Origin of the sequence: Shewanella chilikensis, assembly GCF_002836945.1 — a bacterium.
In the GTDB taxonomy this organism is placed as follows: domain Bacteria; phylum Pseudomonadota; class Gammaproteobacteria; order Enterobacterales; family Shewanellaceae; genus Shewanella; species Shewanella chilikensis.
Genome location: NZ_NIJM01000004.1, coordinates 39,564 through 53,635 on the forward strand (window position 1 = coordinate 39,564; position 14,072 = coordinate 53,635).

At 52.4% G+C, this 14,072-nt stretch carries 16 protein-coding genes; 8 read left to right on the forward strand and 8 right to left on the reverse strand.

All coding sequences use genetic code 11. The features are described 5' to 3' along the window. Positions 1-153: 153 nt before the first annotated feature. On the forward strand, positions 154-453 hold the full coding sequence (locus CX651_RS02270; protein ID WP_101053166.1) for a hypothetical protein: 300 nt from the start codon (positions 154-156) through the stop codon (positions 451-453). Here the strand turns inward: CX651_RS02270 and CX651_RS02275 are convergent. After that, a complete protein-coding gene (locus tag CX651_RS02275; RefSeq protein WP_101053168.1) occupies positions 450-1,862 on the reverse strand; it encodes a tetratricopeptide repeat protein in 1,413 nt (470 codons plus the stop codon). The genes CX651_RS02270 and CX651_RS02275 overlap by 4 nt on opposite strands. A 47-nt stretch (positions 1,863-1,909) precedes the next feature. Then, positions 1,910-2,608, reverse strand: coding sequence for a hypothetical protein (locus tag CX651_RS02280; protein WP_101053170.1), 699 nt, complete (start codon positions 2,606-2,608; stop codon positions 1,910-1,912). A 187-nt stretch (positions 2,609-2,795) separates the two neighbouring features. Here CX651_RS02280 and CX651_RS02285 point away from each other — a divergent pair, with 187 nt between their 5' ends. Next, entirely contained in the window at positions 2,796-3,326 is a 531-nt protein-coding gene (locus CX651_RS02285; RefSeq protein ID WP_101053173.1) for a DUF2780 domain-containing protein, read from the forward strand. A 170-nt stretch (positions 3,327-3,496) separates the two neighbouring features. Further along, complete coding sequence (locus tag CX651_RS02290) at positions 3,497-3,952, forward strand: tellurite resistance TerB family protein (RefSeq protein ID WP_101053174.1); 456 nt, start codon at positions 3,497-3,499, stop codon at positions 3,950-3,952. A 34-nt stretch (positions 3,953-3,986) separates the two neighbouring features. Here CX651_RS02290 and yjeH read toward each other — a convergent pair whose 3' ends face one another. After that, positions 3,987-5,252, reverse strand: a complete 1,266-nt coding sequence (yjeH, locus tag CX651_RS02295; protein WP_101053177.1) for an L-methionine/branched-chain amino acid transporter — start codon at positions 5,250-5,252, stop codon at positions 3,987-3,989. Positions 5,253-5,393: 141 nt separating this feature from the next. Between yjeH and CX651_RS02300 the strand changes: the two genes are divergently transcribed. Then, entirely contained in the window at positions 5,394-5,819 is a 426-nt protein-coding gene (locus CX651_RS02300) for an Lrp/AsnC family transcriptional regulator (protein ID WP_028780007.1), read from the forward strand. 194 nt (positions 5,820-6,013) lie between these two features. On the opposite strand, the gene CX651_RS02305 is transcribed toward CX651_RS02300, so the two are convergent. The 5 genes from CX651_RS02305 to CX651_RS02325 all read right to left on the reverse strand — a co-directional run bounded on the left by CX651_RS02305 (position 6,014) and on the right by CX651_RS02325 (position 8,962). Continuing rightward, positions 6,014-6,304, reverse strand: coding sequence for a cytochrome c3 family protein (locus CX651_RS02305; protein WP_025010747.1), 291 nt, complete (start codon positions 6,302-6,304; stop codon positions 6,014-6,016). Between the two features lie 22 nt (positions 6,305-6,326). Further along, positions 6,327-7,268, reverse strand: a complete 942-nt coding sequence (nrfD, locus tag CX651_RS02310) for a cytochrome c nitrite reductase subunit NrfD (protein ID WP_101053179.1) — start codon at positions 7,266-7,268, stop codon at positions 6,327-6,329. Then, a complete protein-coding gene (locus tag CX651_RS02315) occupies positions 7,265-7,948 on the reverse strand; it encodes a 4Fe-4S dicluster domain-containing protein (protein ID WP_025010745.1) in 684 nt (227 codons plus the stop codon). The genes nrfD and CX651_RS02315 overlap by 4 nt, the downstream gene beginning before the upstream one ends. Before the next feature lie 12 nt (positions 7,949-7,960). Then, the gene (locus CX651_RS02320) at positions 7,961-8,422 is read right to left on the reverse strand and encodes a cytochrome c3 family protein (protein WP_039035724.1); all 462 of its coding nucleotides are present in this window, start codon (positions 8,420-8,422) and stop codon (positions 7,961-7,963) included. 75 nt (positions 8,423-8,497) lie between these two features. Further along, complete coding sequence (locus CX651_RS02325) at positions 8,498-8,962, reverse strand: hypothetical protein (RefSeq protein ID WP_101053181.1); 465 nt, start codon at positions 8,960-8,962, stop codon at positions 8,498-8,500. A 642-nt stretch (positions 8,963-9,604) separates the two neighbouring features. Between CX651_RS02325 and CX651_RS02330 the strand changes: the two genes are divergently transcribed. The 4 genes from CX651_RS02330 to menC all read left to right on the forward strand — a co-directional run bounded on the left by CX651_RS02330 (position 9,605) and on the right by menC (position 14,019). Continuing rightward, positions 9,605-10,327 carry a LysR family transcriptional regulator substrate-binding protein gene (locus tag CX651_RS02330; RefSeq protein WP_224866838.1) on the forward strand — a complete coding sequence of 241 codons (723 nt, stop codon included), beginning with the start codon at positions 9,605-9,607 and terminating at the stop codon, positions 10,325-10,327. Between the two features lie 139 nt (positions 10,328-10,466). Next, complete coding sequence (gene menD, locus CX651_RS02335; protein WP_101053185.1) at positions 10,467-12,188, forward strand: 2-succinyl-5-enolpyruvyl-6-hydroxy-3-cyclohexene-1-carboxylic-acid synthase; 1,722 nt, start codon at positions 10,467-10,469, stop codon at positions 12,186-12,188. Further along, the gene (gene menH / locus CX651_RS02340; RefSeq protein ID WP_101053187.1) at positions 12,188-12,976 is read left to right on the forward strand and encodes a 2-succinyl-6-hydroxy-2,4-cyclohexadiene-1-carboxylate synthase; all 789 of its coding nucleotides are present in this window, start codon (positions 12,188-12,190) and stop codon (positions 12,974-12,976) included. The genes menD and menH overlap by 1 nt, the downstream gene beginning before the upstream one ends. Continuing rightward, positions 12,976-14,019, forward strand: coding sequence for an o-succinylbenzoate synthase (menC, locus tag CX651_RS02345; RefSeq protein ID WP_101053189.1), 1,044 nt, complete (start codon positions 12,976-12,978; stop codon positions 14,017-14,019). The genes menH and menC overlap by 1 nt, the downstream gene beginning before the upstream one ends. The last annotated feature ends 53 nt before the right edge of the window (positions 14,020-14,072 follow it).

The following is a 14,072-nucleotide window of genomic DNA, read 5'->3' on the forward strand; positions in this document are numbered from 1 at the left end:
TTGATGAATAAATATTTATTCGGGGAACTCCTACCTCTTAACGCTTTCTTAATAAAGCGGTATTAAACATGATAAATAATGAAGTAGATTTAGACCTGACCTGAGCCAAGCACGGGGTCATACTTGGACCCAAGCAAGTCCGGAGGAAGAAACATGTATCGACAGTTTGTGCAGAATCTGCCACTCAACCCCAGAACCTTGACGGGAGCATTGCTGAGTCTCTGCGCTTTTAGCCTGGCCCTCTTGCTTATGCCCCTGGTATTGATATTGGCAGCAACCACACTCCTGTGTCTGAGCCTGTTTGGCCGCAACTACTTAAAGCGTCAATTGGCTAGTATCCAGCAGTGCCGCCACAAAGGCAGACAAAGAGATCTCTATGACTTGGATCCCAACCTGTGCCGGGATTCTGGATTGGGTTCAAGAGGTCGAATCCTAGAACACGAACCGGACTAATCGGCGAGTAGTTCCTGCGCCCGTTTCAGGGCACGCCGCTCATCCGCAGACTGGCTCAGTTGCAATACGCTCTCCACCTGTTGTTGCAGTGACTGCCACAAGGGGCCTATCACCTCCAGTTCACGCTCATCGGCACGCTCTCGCGCCAGTCGCAACCAGGCAACAGCCTCCACTACATCTATGCGTCCAAGGCAACCATCGGTCAGGGCTATCGCCAATTCAATCATGGCGGTCACACTGTGACCATAGCGAATAACCTGCCTTAAGTAACTCTCCGCCTGAGACAGATCCGAACCAAATGCAGCATCATCGTTAAGCATATGCTGCGCCCGCGCCAACATAGCATCCAGTTGCCCCTGCTCTGCCGCTTCAGCCAACCATTGTTCACTGGCCCCAGGGTCGGCTTCACAGCCTTCGCCACGGGCCAACATCAGGGCTAGGTGGTATTGAGCGTGGGGATCTCCGGCTCTGGCCGCCCGGGTGATGTGTTCAAAAGCTTGTTGCAGCTCGCCGCGTTGATAGCAGAGCACCCCGAGATTGGCCATAGCCTCAGATTGTTCGTTGGCGGCAGCAGCACTGAGGAAACGCTCTGCCTCGGTTTCATCTTTAGCCAGCTCACCGCTACCTACCAGATAAAAGTAACCCAGGAGTGCCATGGCATCGGTCACGCCGGCCTCGGCGGCTTGGCTAATCGCCTGCTGCCCGGCGGCGATATCAACGTCGCCGCGATAGCCATGAATTAGGGCGACTCCGTGCTCAAACAGTGCCTTGGGTTCGTTTGCTGCCGCCTCGGCAAACCAGTGTGCTGCCTTGGCCAACATGCGCGCCGAATCGCCGGCAAGCGGCTCGTCAGCCTTATCTTGCAGGGCCTGCTCCTGGCCCCGAGCAATCAGAGCACGATTCTTGAGCGCCATCCCCAACAGATATTGCGCCTCGGCATCATCTTTCATTACGGCCCGATAGCAGAGCTCACGTCCGGCCTGTAAATCAAAGTCATCGAAACGGTATTCAGGAGCTTCCCGGCCCTTTAGCCTGGGATAGGCCAGTTCCATCAGTTTCAGCAGATCGCCGATGGCTTTTTTGGCCAGCGCCAGCAACTGAGTTTCGGTAAGGTGAAACTTTTCCGGATGGGCACCGCGGTTGCCATCGGCTCGCAGCCTATGCAGCGCCCGGGTGATACGCACATCTATCAGCCGCAGGCGATTGAGCTGTTCGATACGATCATAAAGGTTAGGGCTATCAAAAGTGAGCTCGGCGGACTCGGCCAACAGCCCAGTCAATTTGTGAGCAAAACTGCGAACATGCAGCAACGCCTGGGTTGGCACATCCTGCACATAACGCTTGGCAGTCCGGTACTCCCGGGCCAAGTCTTCTGACACACTGGCAATAAAGGCAACATCATCCAGCACAGTCTAACCTCACAGGGCCGCAGGAGCGGCCGGCAGAGAGTTGATGATTAGCCCTTGCGGGCAACGCGATAGAGGCGGAATAAGGCCACATTGACGAACAAACCAATGAAAGCCACCAAGGTATCCACCACCAACTGCAGTGGCATACCACCTGCCTGCCCCAGTTGCGACAGCACACTCCCTATAATAAGCAGCGGAAAGTAGCTCAAAAGCACCAAGATTGTCTTGCCGGTGAGACCGCTACTGAACTCAAAACTGGCCTTAATCGCCTGTAGCGGGGTCAGACGCTCGACCACCACCATAAAGTTAACAAAAGCCAGGCGGGCAAACAGATACAGACTAATCCCCATCCCCAGGATCCATACCGGCCCAATGGCTGCCAGGATCATGGTCGGTGCAGCAATCGCCATGCCGGAGAACACCCCGGCCAACATCAACCCCGGCACAAATGCCAGACTGGACTTTAATACCTGGCCCGTACTGGGCTGCATTCCTTCGGTACGCAGTTCCATAAATAGTGTCAAGGCCGCAATAAGCACAGAGAAGATCACCATCAAGGCGATCACAGCCAGCATATGAGGGGTACCGAATTGTGGGTTTTCAGGATCGGCACTTTGCAACTCGGTACCGAGCCACATTTGAATACCCACCTGCAGTAGCAGCAAGGGAACGGTCAGCATTGCCAGCTGAACGATATGATTACGGAAGAAGTTATAAGCTTCGGTCAGGATGGCAGACAGAGACATGCAGCTTTCCCAAAAAGGTTGTAATTAAAGGATCAAGATAGACGCCAAGGATACCCAAATTCCCACGCCAATGCACAAATGAAATACAGCAAAACGACCGCCTGTCACGCAAAAGCCGTGCATCAACGCCTGAGATAAGACTAGAATATGGCCCCAGAAGACCTTTTATATGCACAGGAAAGCAGAAATGAAAGCTTATATCACAGCAGCCGTAATCATGGGCTCACTGTTGGCGACACCAGCGCAGGCCGGTTGGTTCGACAAACTCACCAACAACACCCAGACCCAAAACGATACGGCTACCAATAACCAGACCACCACTCAAAACAGTGAACTGGTTGGCACCGTGATGTCACAGCTGGGTCTGACTCAAACCCAGGCCGAAGGTGGCCTTGGCAGTCTACTAGGACTGGCCAAGACCTCATTGGGGCAAGAATCTTTCTCCCCTATTGCCGACAGCATTCCCGGTATTGATGGCTTGCTGGCCGCGGCGCCCAAACTGGATGGCAACTCAGGGATGACGGGCCTGCTGTCCAAAGCCGGAGACCTGGGTAACTCTCTACAGGGCAGCGCCATGGTCTATGATGCCTTTGCCAAGCTGGGAATTTCCAAAGAGCTGGCAGCACCCATGATAGATATAGTCAAAAACTACCTGCAAAGCAGCGGCGGTGAAGGCACAGCCGATCTATTGACTAAAGGATTGGGCTCACTGCTGTAAAGCAGCCCGTACTATCAGTGGGAACCTGCAGCCACTGATAACGTCTAAAAAGTGTGGCCACTCGGTTTAAGCGCGCATCGGCAGGGCCGGATTTTATCCGGCTCCAAACCGCAAACCACGTGGCCCGACACGTTTAGAACCTATACTGAACCAACTGACAAGAGAAGCCTATGATCGCCAAGCTCAAGCAGTTTTTGAATGCCCACCAACAAAGTCAGTCCCCGCAGGAACAACAGAAACAACTGGAACTGGCAGCCGCCAGCATGTTGTTGGAAGTGGTTTATGCCGATGAGGAGATGTCCGGCACCGAATCCCAGCTGTTACCCGAACTCCTTGAACAAACGCTGGGTATCGCCACCGAAGCAGCGGCCGAGCTGATAATTGAGGCGAAACAAAGCCGTCACGATGCCACTTCACTGTTTGAGTTCACCTCAGCCATCAATGATAGCTTTACCCTTGATCAGAAGCAGCAGCTGATCCTGGCGATGTGGCGTGTGGCCTATGCCGACGGCGAACTGTGCCGCTACGAAGACCAGATCATTCGCCGCTGTGCCGACCTGCTGTATCTCAAACACTCTGAGCTGATCCAGCTGCGCAACCAAGCCATGACTGGCGGCACAAACTGAGCCCGTCCTATATTGCATGCTTTATTGCACGCTTTTATTGCATAGGGATCACCGGCGGCAATTGGCGTTTCTGCCACTGCTGCTGCAACGTTAGCAATACGGCCAGCACACACAGCAACCCCAGGGCGTAGGCCATGGCGCTGCCGAGTGCAAACGCCAACAAGACACAAAGCGCGCAGCTTAGCAGTACCAAAGGCAGGTAGCGTTTGCTCAGCAAGCGAATGGCAGCCAGCATGGACAAAAGATAGATCACCACAAATACCCCGTTGCTCCAGGCAATCAGCTGCTCGAGTTGTTGGCCTGAAATATAGGTCAGCACTATCACCAGCCCCATCACCCCCAGCACGGCCGACAAAGCCCTGACCGGTACCTGATAACTGTTACGCTCACGGAACCAGGCCGGCAATATTCCCTCGGTACTGAAGCTCCAAAGCAGCCGCGATACACTGGCGGCATAGACGTTCACTGCCGCCAGACCACTGGCAATACCCAGCACTCCTATCACCTGAGCACCGTATCCGCCGAGCAAGGTATCGAATGCGCCTATCATGGCGACCTTGGTATCCACTTCCACCAGCAATAACAGCAAGGTACAGACCAGATAAACCGCACCGACCAAAATCACCCCTATCACCATAGCGGGAATCAAGTCCCGATCCGGGCGCCGAAAATCGTTGGCCAAGTGAGTCATGGCCTCCACGCCGAGGAAACTCCAGAAGGCAATGCCTATCGCCAGCATCACACCGTCATAGTCAGGAGTGGAATGAGCGGTCAAAGACACCAGCTCACCTGCCTTGGCACCACCGGCGCCGAACATCATCACCACCACGGCAACAATCCCCAGTGTCAGGGCAAATTGCGCCTTGGCCGACACTTGAATGCCCCTGAGATTGAGTAGCCAAAGCCCGAGCAGAACCAAGAGTTCACAGCCCACCTGCACCCAACCGGACACGGGAACCAAGGCGTTAACGAATTGGAAAGTCATCAAAATGGCGGCGGGCGCGCCGATAGGCACAGCCATCAAAAAGCTCAGGCCTATGGTGCGGCCCAGGGTACGGCCAAAGGCTCGTTCGACAAAATAAGCGGGGCCAGCAGCGTGAGGGAAACGGCTGGCCAAACGGGCAAACACCAAGGTCACCGGAATAATGGCTAGGGTCAACAGAGCCCAAGCCAGCAAGGCGCCACTACCGGCTTTGGCGACTGTCATCTGTGGCAAAATAAACACCCCGGTACCCAACAATGTGGTGGCCATTAAGCCAGCACCCTGCCAGCGTCCGATAGTTCCTGTAACTTGATTCATCTGCTAAATTATCAGTATCTTGAATGGCGCCAGTATAGTCGTTCTCCGGCAGAATTTCTGTCATTCGTTTCCGTCAAATACGGCTTTTAAGCCGACGAAATGACGGCAAATCAGCAAAAAACACACAAAACGTCAGGTAGCATGGATAAGTTCGATAAAGCAATCATTAATGCGCTTAAAAAAAACGCCCGCCGGAGCATTTCAGATGTGGCAGCCGAAGTGTCACTGTCCCGCAGCGCCGTCTCGGACAGGATCAAGAAGCTCGAGCAAAATGGGGTGATCCGTGGTTACCAATTGCTGCTCAGCGAATCCCAAAAAGAAGCTGTGAGTGCCTACTTTGAAATTCAACACAAATGCCCCCGCTGCAGCGATGTGGTGCATGTATTTCATGCCATTCCGGAAGTCGTGACCTGCCATGGTATCTCCGGCGACATGGATCTGCTGGTGTTTGTCAAAACGCCATCCATGCGACGACTACATGAGATCCGCGAGTATATCGATACTCATACCGAGATAGTGAAGATTAAAACCCATGTGGTGATGAGCGAGTGGATTAATAATCAGTGAGCTAAAACCAAGAAAAGCCACCCGCGTGCTCAATAGGTGGCGAGTCCCGTGGAGGATCGGGAAATGCGTCAAAAGCGCAATAACAAAGTGGCTTCCTGCCCAATCACTTCCTTGTCTGCAACGTAATAACGTTGCTTCAGGATGCGGCGGTGCTTGTTCTTGACTGCAAAGCCGCCGCATTCCTTAACCTCTTATTAGTGGCAGTCTTTGCAACCCGCTGCCGGGTCTTTTTCTTCGTGAGCTGTGTGACAGTCAGTACAGCTGAGCACGCCATCATGTTTCTTGTGTGCCTCACCTTCGAGCGACTTCATATCACCGTGACAGGAAGCACATTGCTCGTTTTCAAAGGCATAATCGGCGGAAGGCGAACCATCTTTATGGCAGGCTTCGCAGCCGGACATTTCCGTGTGAGAATCAGCTATTGGGGCTGCCAGCAGTGAACCGGAGAAACCCAGAGCCATCATCAGAAGCATTTTTTTCAACATCACATTTTCCTTTTTATGGGGGTTAAGCAATCGTCATTTGTCCTGTGTACAGGATGAAGTGGCGCAGCAAAATGACCCCCAACAGACTCAGGGTTGCTGTCGCTGCCACATAAGACCATTTACGCTTGGCCGTGGCGGTCATAAACAGATTCATGGCTAATGGGATAGAGAGACCACAACCCAGGATACCGAGCCAGAACACCCAACCCCAGAAACCTTCCCCTATGGCATTGAAGGCCGCAACCTTGCTTTGTCCACCGGTAAGCACCAGCCCGACAAAGAAGGTGAAGATCACCGCAATTTCCACCAGGATCAGTGGGATCTCTATCTTGTGAATAAAGTGCACTTCTTTGCCATCGGGGTTACCCTTGAGCAGCACACCACCGAGCAGAGACGCCGCCGCACCGGAAGATAGACCGGAGATCAGGAACAGCAGCGGTAATACCGGATTCTTCAGCATGGGGTAACCGGGCAGAGCCGACAGCAGGAAGCCGGTATAAGCCCCCAGCGCCAGAGACAAGATCACCAATAAACCTGTTAAACTGGGTTCATGTTTGGCCAAAAATCCGGTCACTTTGAGCACCACGGGGAAGCGCTGCTCACACCAGTCATCTATCGGTTGACGGAACACCATGGCAATCCAGGCGAACATAAACACCATATAGACCATGAGGATCATCACCCCGATGGACATCACCGAAGTGGGGTTATAGAACACCAAAATCTTCCAGAAATGGAACGGCTTGGTCAGGTCAATGACCAAGATCCCCAAACCCGCCATCACAGTAAGTGGGGCGACCAAACAAGCGGCCTGGACAAAGCCGGAACGCCAGGCATCCTGTTTCAGGCAACGGTTTTTCAGCAATACGGCAAAGAACATGGCGCCCGCCGATACCCCGGCGAAGAACAGATAAAACGCAATGGGCCAGTGCCAAACCAAAGTATCAAAATGAAAAGGACTCATAGCTTAATCTCCCCCTGTTTGGCCACAATCTTGAACAGCTTGGGCCGGGTGCCGAGATCAACCTTGGATCTCTGGGTTGGGTTGGCCCGAATCATCTGCACCACTTCTGAACTCGGATCTTTCAGGTTACCGAATACCAAAGCCTTGGTTGGGCAGGCTTCTACACAGGCCGGCTGTTTGCCCTGCTTGAGTTGAGTCTCACGGCAGAAATCACATTTGTCGGCCGCTTTGGTAACCGGGTTAATAAAGCGCACCTGATAGGGGCAAGCCGCAATACAGTACTGGCAACCAACACACTTCCAGGCATCCACAGTCACAATGCCGGTTTTCTTGTCTTTAAACGCCGCACCGGTTGGGCAAACGTTGACGCAAGGCGCGTCTTCACAGTGCTGACAAGACTTACGGCTAAAGTGGTAAAACTGGTTCGGGTATTCACCATATGGGCCAGTGCGAATAATCTCCAACCGGGAAACCCCTTCAGGTACCTGGTTCACTTCCCGGCAGGCATCACTACAGGCATTACAGCCAATACACTTGGTTTCATCATGGAGCAGGGCATAGTTGATGCCAGAGTCATGATCGGCGCTGGCAACCGCCTCATTGCCACTCAATGGATAGAGAGAGGCACCGGCCATCAGGGCACAGCCCCCTTTTAAAAAACGTCTTCTGGAATTTTCCATTACTCTTACCCCTTAGTTGACCGTATGACAGTCACGGCACAGCTTGCTGTGCTGTGTGCCAGTTGCTTGCTTCATTGGATCGTCCAACGGGTGCAGCTTGTGGCAGGCGGCGCAGCTCAACTTGTCGGCGTGAACATTGTGGGTCCACTCTTTCTCAGCCAATTTCTGTGGCTGGTGACACTTGAGACAAGTGGCATTCTGGGTTGCAGGAGCAATCCCTTCCTGAGGAGTAAAAACTCTTAAATCATTAGGTTTTCTTGGATGTTTTCCTTTTTCCCCATGACAGGTGCTGCAACTCATATTGAGCTGATCCTGACCATGGTGTCCCTGCATTAAGCCATTGCGTTTGTGACACTTCACACAGGGATCACTGTTGATTTTCAACGCGGTCTCGGCATATGCAATGCCGCTTACCCCCAACAAACAGGTCATAGAGGCCGCGCCTAATATTGCACGCCATCGAATACTGGACATCTCGGGTCCTCACTTTCAATTGGATATAACAGGGACTAAAGGGTAGCGGTCTAAACCGCCACCCGTTATTGCAGCCTAAGCCGTCAACATCTGCTCAAGGTGCTGTGCATCCAGAGGATTAGAGCGTTTCATATCGATGAGGCGAACGTTGAGCTTTTCGAGTAGGCTCTTTGAGTTGGCGCTTTCAGCATCACTGAAATCTGAAATTACCATTTTTATTTCTGAAGAATTCTGATCTATCAATACATAGTCCAGGCGCGAGTGACTCGCGGTCGCATGTGGGTCAATATCAACCACTGAGTCCAACGCCACATTGCTACAAACTTCGTATCGACCATTGGTTAAAGACTTCAGAGATTTAAAAAAGTCTAAACTCTGCTTGTCAAAGAACCGATTTTTGAGCTTTATCTCTTCGGCGTTTTTTTCGTCTGACTTAAAGAACTTGATACAAGTCATTACAAATACCACCAGCACGAATGGCACTGCAATAAAAAGCACGAAATAGATAAAGGCATAACTTAGAATAACTGAAGTATCCATATAATAACCCTCCAAACATCATTTTTAGTTTTAATACGCTTAATTGCGCAGTTGAATTATTACTATCTACAGCAATATGAATTTTGATCACCATCAAATAACCGTTGAGGAAAAGACTGAAAGTTCAAAACATAAGACATTGACTACATTACCATTTTGCAGAAAACATACTGCTAAAAATTAGAAATAGCATTTAGACAATGCGATATTTGAAAATGCACTATTTCACTATTTGAAATATACAGAGTTAATGAGAATCTCTCTCACAAACCTCCTTGAATCAGTCAAAAAAACAGCATTTAGTGATCTAGAATACAGAATCGGAAATAGCTTCGAATAAAATTATTCTTTCTGAAAAAACAGGTTAATATAGATGTCGGATGTACCACTAAAGGAGTATTGCAGATGAACCATATTGACTTTGAAAAACTGGATATTTTAAGTCTTTCCATTCTTGTTAGCTTATACGAGAACAAATCTGCAACACACGTTTCAAAACTTTTAAACGTACCCGCACCTAAAATAAGCCGTTGTTTAAAAACAGCCAGATCTATTTTTGGTAACGAACTATTTTTAAGAAAGAAATATGGCCTTATTCCCAATGAATTTGCGGCCAAGGTTTACCCTATTGCAAAAGAAATAGTGAACTGTGCCAAGGGCTTCAATCAGCTTGGCAATCCAGCATTTGCAGGCAACAAAAACTTTGAGCTGGTCACCCCTGGGCTTATCTCTTACGCCTACCCCAAGGCGTTGATGCAGGCCATTAAACAACAGAACAAGCAGTTGCATATCAATTTGAACTCCTGGGGCTGCAACTCATTGCAAGGGATAATAGACGGCAACATCAGTGCAGGACTCTGCAGTTGCCATTACCCTCAAGAGTTGCAAGCTATCGGCAGCAAATTACAGATAGAAGCCCTGAGAAAACTGGATAGCCTCTACCTTATCTGCAACAAAAATCATCCGCTGCTCTCCCGTGAGCTAACCCTGGAAACCATTGCCGAATATCCCTATATCAATACGGATCTGGGCCTTGGGCCCAACAGTCTTAGCCCATTTGAAGACTACTGCCGGATCAACAATCTGGATCTGAATGTTGAGATGACTATCACCGGGATCTCATCTCTGAGTGCCTATCTCGAAGCCTCACAGGCGGTGGCCTTGGTGCCCTATAAGGCGGTATTCGATCTATTGGGCGAAGAGCCCCTGTTACACCTTTGCAAGCTGTCGGAAATGGAAACCACCCGGCTGTTCAATGTCACTGAGCCACTGACACTGACACTGCTTAGCCCCAGCGGCCAACAAGACCCGGATCTGGAATGGATTCGTTCACAGTTGCGTTTGGTGAGCGGGACCTTGCTGTAGACTTGTGATAACAATCTAAACAGGATCTCAGCCTGCTCTTTACGACTTGAAGTATACAGACAGATTTGCCCAAGAGTTCATACAATAGCGTTGCCAAAAGCGGTACACTAATGAGCATTCGATACTGGGTAAGCTGTTTATGCAAATCAATTCTCACGCCGAACTCAATCTCCTTTGGGGTTCCCTCATACTTGAAGAACTGGCACGCCTTGGGGCTCAGCATGTGTGCATGGCGCCGGGCTCGCGCTCCACGCCTCTGACGCTGGCAGCCGCCCGCCAGGACAAACTGAAACAACATCTGCACTTCGATGAGCGAGGACTGGGCTTTATGGCACTCGGACTCGCCAAAGCCAGTCGGGCTCCGGTCGCCATTATCACCACCTCGGGAACAGCCGTGGCCAACTTGTATCCGGCCATCGTTGAGGCCTGGTTGACTCAAGTCCCCTTGGTCGTGCTTTCCGGCGACAGACCGCCGGAGCTGATAGCTTGCGGCGCCAACCAAGCCATACTCCAACCGGCAATATACGGCCAATATGCCAAGCAGTTGAACCTGCCGACACCGGATCTGGCCATAGCCCCTCAGGCACTGCTGACTCAGATTGATGAAGCCGTGGCCAACCAAAGCATGCCGGTCCACATCAATTGTATGTATCGTGAGCCGCTTTACCCAAGCAGCCTGGATGCCCCCAGAAGCCAAGCCATAGAGCACTACCTGCAACCTCTGGCGAGCTGGCAACAGGCAAGCACACCCTATAACCAATATGCCACCAAAGGCATGGGACAAGTCCCAAGTTGGGATACCATGGCGCGTTTTGTTCACGGCAAGGGGGTTATCATCGCCGGCACTCTGGACAGTGCCGATAATCCACAAAAGTTGGTCGAACTGGCCAGCAAACTCGGTTGGCCGCTGCTGACAGATGCCCAGTCTCAGCTGCGCCAACATCCTGCCGCGATAGGCAATGTCGACCAACTGCTGCTCAACCCCAAGGGCCGAGCCCTGCTGCAACAGGCCGACCGGGCACTGGTGTTTGGTGGACGCCTGCTGTCGAAACGCTTGATAAGTTATCTGGAACAGCAGAACTGGCACCAATATTGGCAAGTATTGCCGCAGCAGATGCGCCTGGATCCCAGCCATAAACCCAAGCAGATCTGGCTGGCAGAGCTGCAACAGATAGCCGCCCTTGAGTGGCCACGCTCGTCCTCCGCCAATTGGGCGCTGGAGCTCACCGCCCAGAATGAGGCGCTCAATGAGCTCTTTGTACGCCAAATCGATAACGGCGAGTTCGGTGAGGCTCAGGTGATAAGAGCCATAGCGGCAACCCGCACCGGTGAGCAGCAGCTGTTTATCGGTAACAGCTTACCGGTACGGCTTTATGATATGTTCGCGCCCATCAGTTGCTGCGCCGCCATCACCTATACCAACCGCGGTGCTTCGGGGATAGATGGCCTGCTGGCCAGTGCCTGCGGCGTCGCCAACCACAAGGGCCAGGCCACCACCTTGGTGCTCGGCGATCTATCGGCGCTGCACGACCTCAACTCTCTGGCATTGGCACGCCAGGCTCAGGGGCCATTAGTGATAGTGATACTCAACAATGATGGCGGCAATATCTTCAATATTCTGCCGGTACCAGATGAGCAAGTAAGGGCTCACTATTACCGATTAAGCCACGGGCTGGAGTTTGGTTATGGCGCGGCCATGTTTGGCCTACCCTACAATAGGGTGGAAGACTTCCAGGGCTTTATGGATGCCTACAGTGAAGCGCTCAACTATAACGGCGCCTCGGTTATTGAGGTTTGCGTCAGCCAAACCCAGGCCAGCGACCAGATAGCCAGCATAGGCCAATGGGTAAAGCAAAGCTAATGTTAGCCACAACGACTCAGGGTTCAGCAACCCAGCCGCCTTTGGTGCTGCTGCACGGTTTTCTCGGTAGCAGCCATGATTGGCACGAGTTGCTGCCGCACCTGAGTCAGGACTACTACTGTATTGCGGTCGATCTCCCGGGCCATGGCCGCAGCGGTGATATCCAAATCGACAGCCCAGGCTTCAATGACTGTATTGCCTTGCTGCGTCATACACTGCTCAAGGTTGGCATCCCACGTTTTCACTTATTGGGATACTCGCTTGGCGGCCGTATCGCGCTGCATCTGGCGCAAACCTGGCCCGAAGCACTGCTGAGCCTGCATCTTGAGTCCTGTCATCCTGGCCTGTTATCCCATGATGAACGTCACCAGAGGGCGATGGCCGATAAGCTGTGGGCCGAACGTTTTAACACTATGCCGATTGAGCAAGTGCTGGCCCTCTGGTATCAGCAAGCGGTATTTGCCGACCTATCAAGCGCCGAGCGAGAAGGTTTAATCGAAAAACGCCGCCATCAGCAGCCACTGGGCCTAATTAACTGTTACCAGGCCACCTCACTGGCACTGCAACAGGATCTGCGCCAAGTGCCGGCCAAGCTTGCCTGCCAAAGCCACTACTACCTAGGGGATCTGGATGCCAAGTTTAGCGCTCTTGCCAAGGCCTGGCAGCCGCAAGCCGGATTCAAGCTGCATACCATTGCCGATGCGGGCCATAATAGCCATCAGGCCCAACCCGGCGCTTTTGCCATGGCGCTCAAAGGCGCCCTGAACGCGATTTCAAGGGGTGAATGATGCATCCAGACTCACTGTCACTGGCCCGCTATAGGCTGCCGCTGGAAACCTCACTACCTGTGGGCAAGCAAAGAATCGAACAGAGAGCCGGGCTGGTTATCAAGGCCAGTTGCGGCAATGAAGAACATTTTGTGGAAGTCGCCCCCTTGAGCGGCCTGGATGCCAACGGCGAGCCACTGCTGGGGTTCAGCCGTGAATCACTGACAGAGGTGACAGAAGCAGCCTTGGCGCTGATGCCAGCACTGGCCGCCAAAGAACTTAAGTTGAGTCAGGCGGCCGATGCCTGTCAGTATCCCTCGCTCGCCTGGGGGCTAAGTCTGCTCGATGCCAAACTCAAAGGACAACTGCCACAGCGTTGGCCGGCCTTTGAAACCATTCCACTCATCTATCACAGGGAAGAAGAGCCACTGGCGCTACTGCAACAAAGGCTGGCGGCGCTTCCCGATACGGTTCTCAGAGCCAAGATCAAGGTCGCCCAGACCAGCATGGAGCAAGAGCTCAGACTGATCCATGCTGTATTGGCCGCCAAACCTCATCTCAAACTCAGGCTGGATGCCAATCAGGGCTTTGAGTATCAACAAGCTGTGGATTTTTGCGCTTGTCTGCCCAAGGCCTGCATTGAATATATTGAGGAACCCTGCCGCCGCGCCGACGATAACCCTGCCCTATTCAAGGCCACAGGGATCCGCTATGCCCTGGATGAAACTCTGCTGCAAAGTGAGTTTGTACCTGACTGCAATGACTTCGCAAGCGGTCTCACGGCGCTGGTGCTTAAGCCGATGTTGCTCGGCAGCTTAACCAGACTGCAAACCCTGATCGAACAGGCCGAAGCGGCCGGCGTGCGCGCCCTATTGAGTTCCAGCCTGGAATCTTCTCTGGGAATTGCCGATCTGGAGGCGGTCAGTGCCCTCTTGACCCCCAACGAAGCCCCCGGACTGGATACTCTGGCGCCTTTCGGACGCGATATTATCGTCGGCCAAGGCCATAAGCCCCGTCTGGACTTTGCTGAGCTGGAACTCTTGGGTCAATGGCCCTGTCTGTAACCGCCAAGCTCTGACAGCCTCTGCAACCCCCAATTTCAGTAACAGGAAAGCAC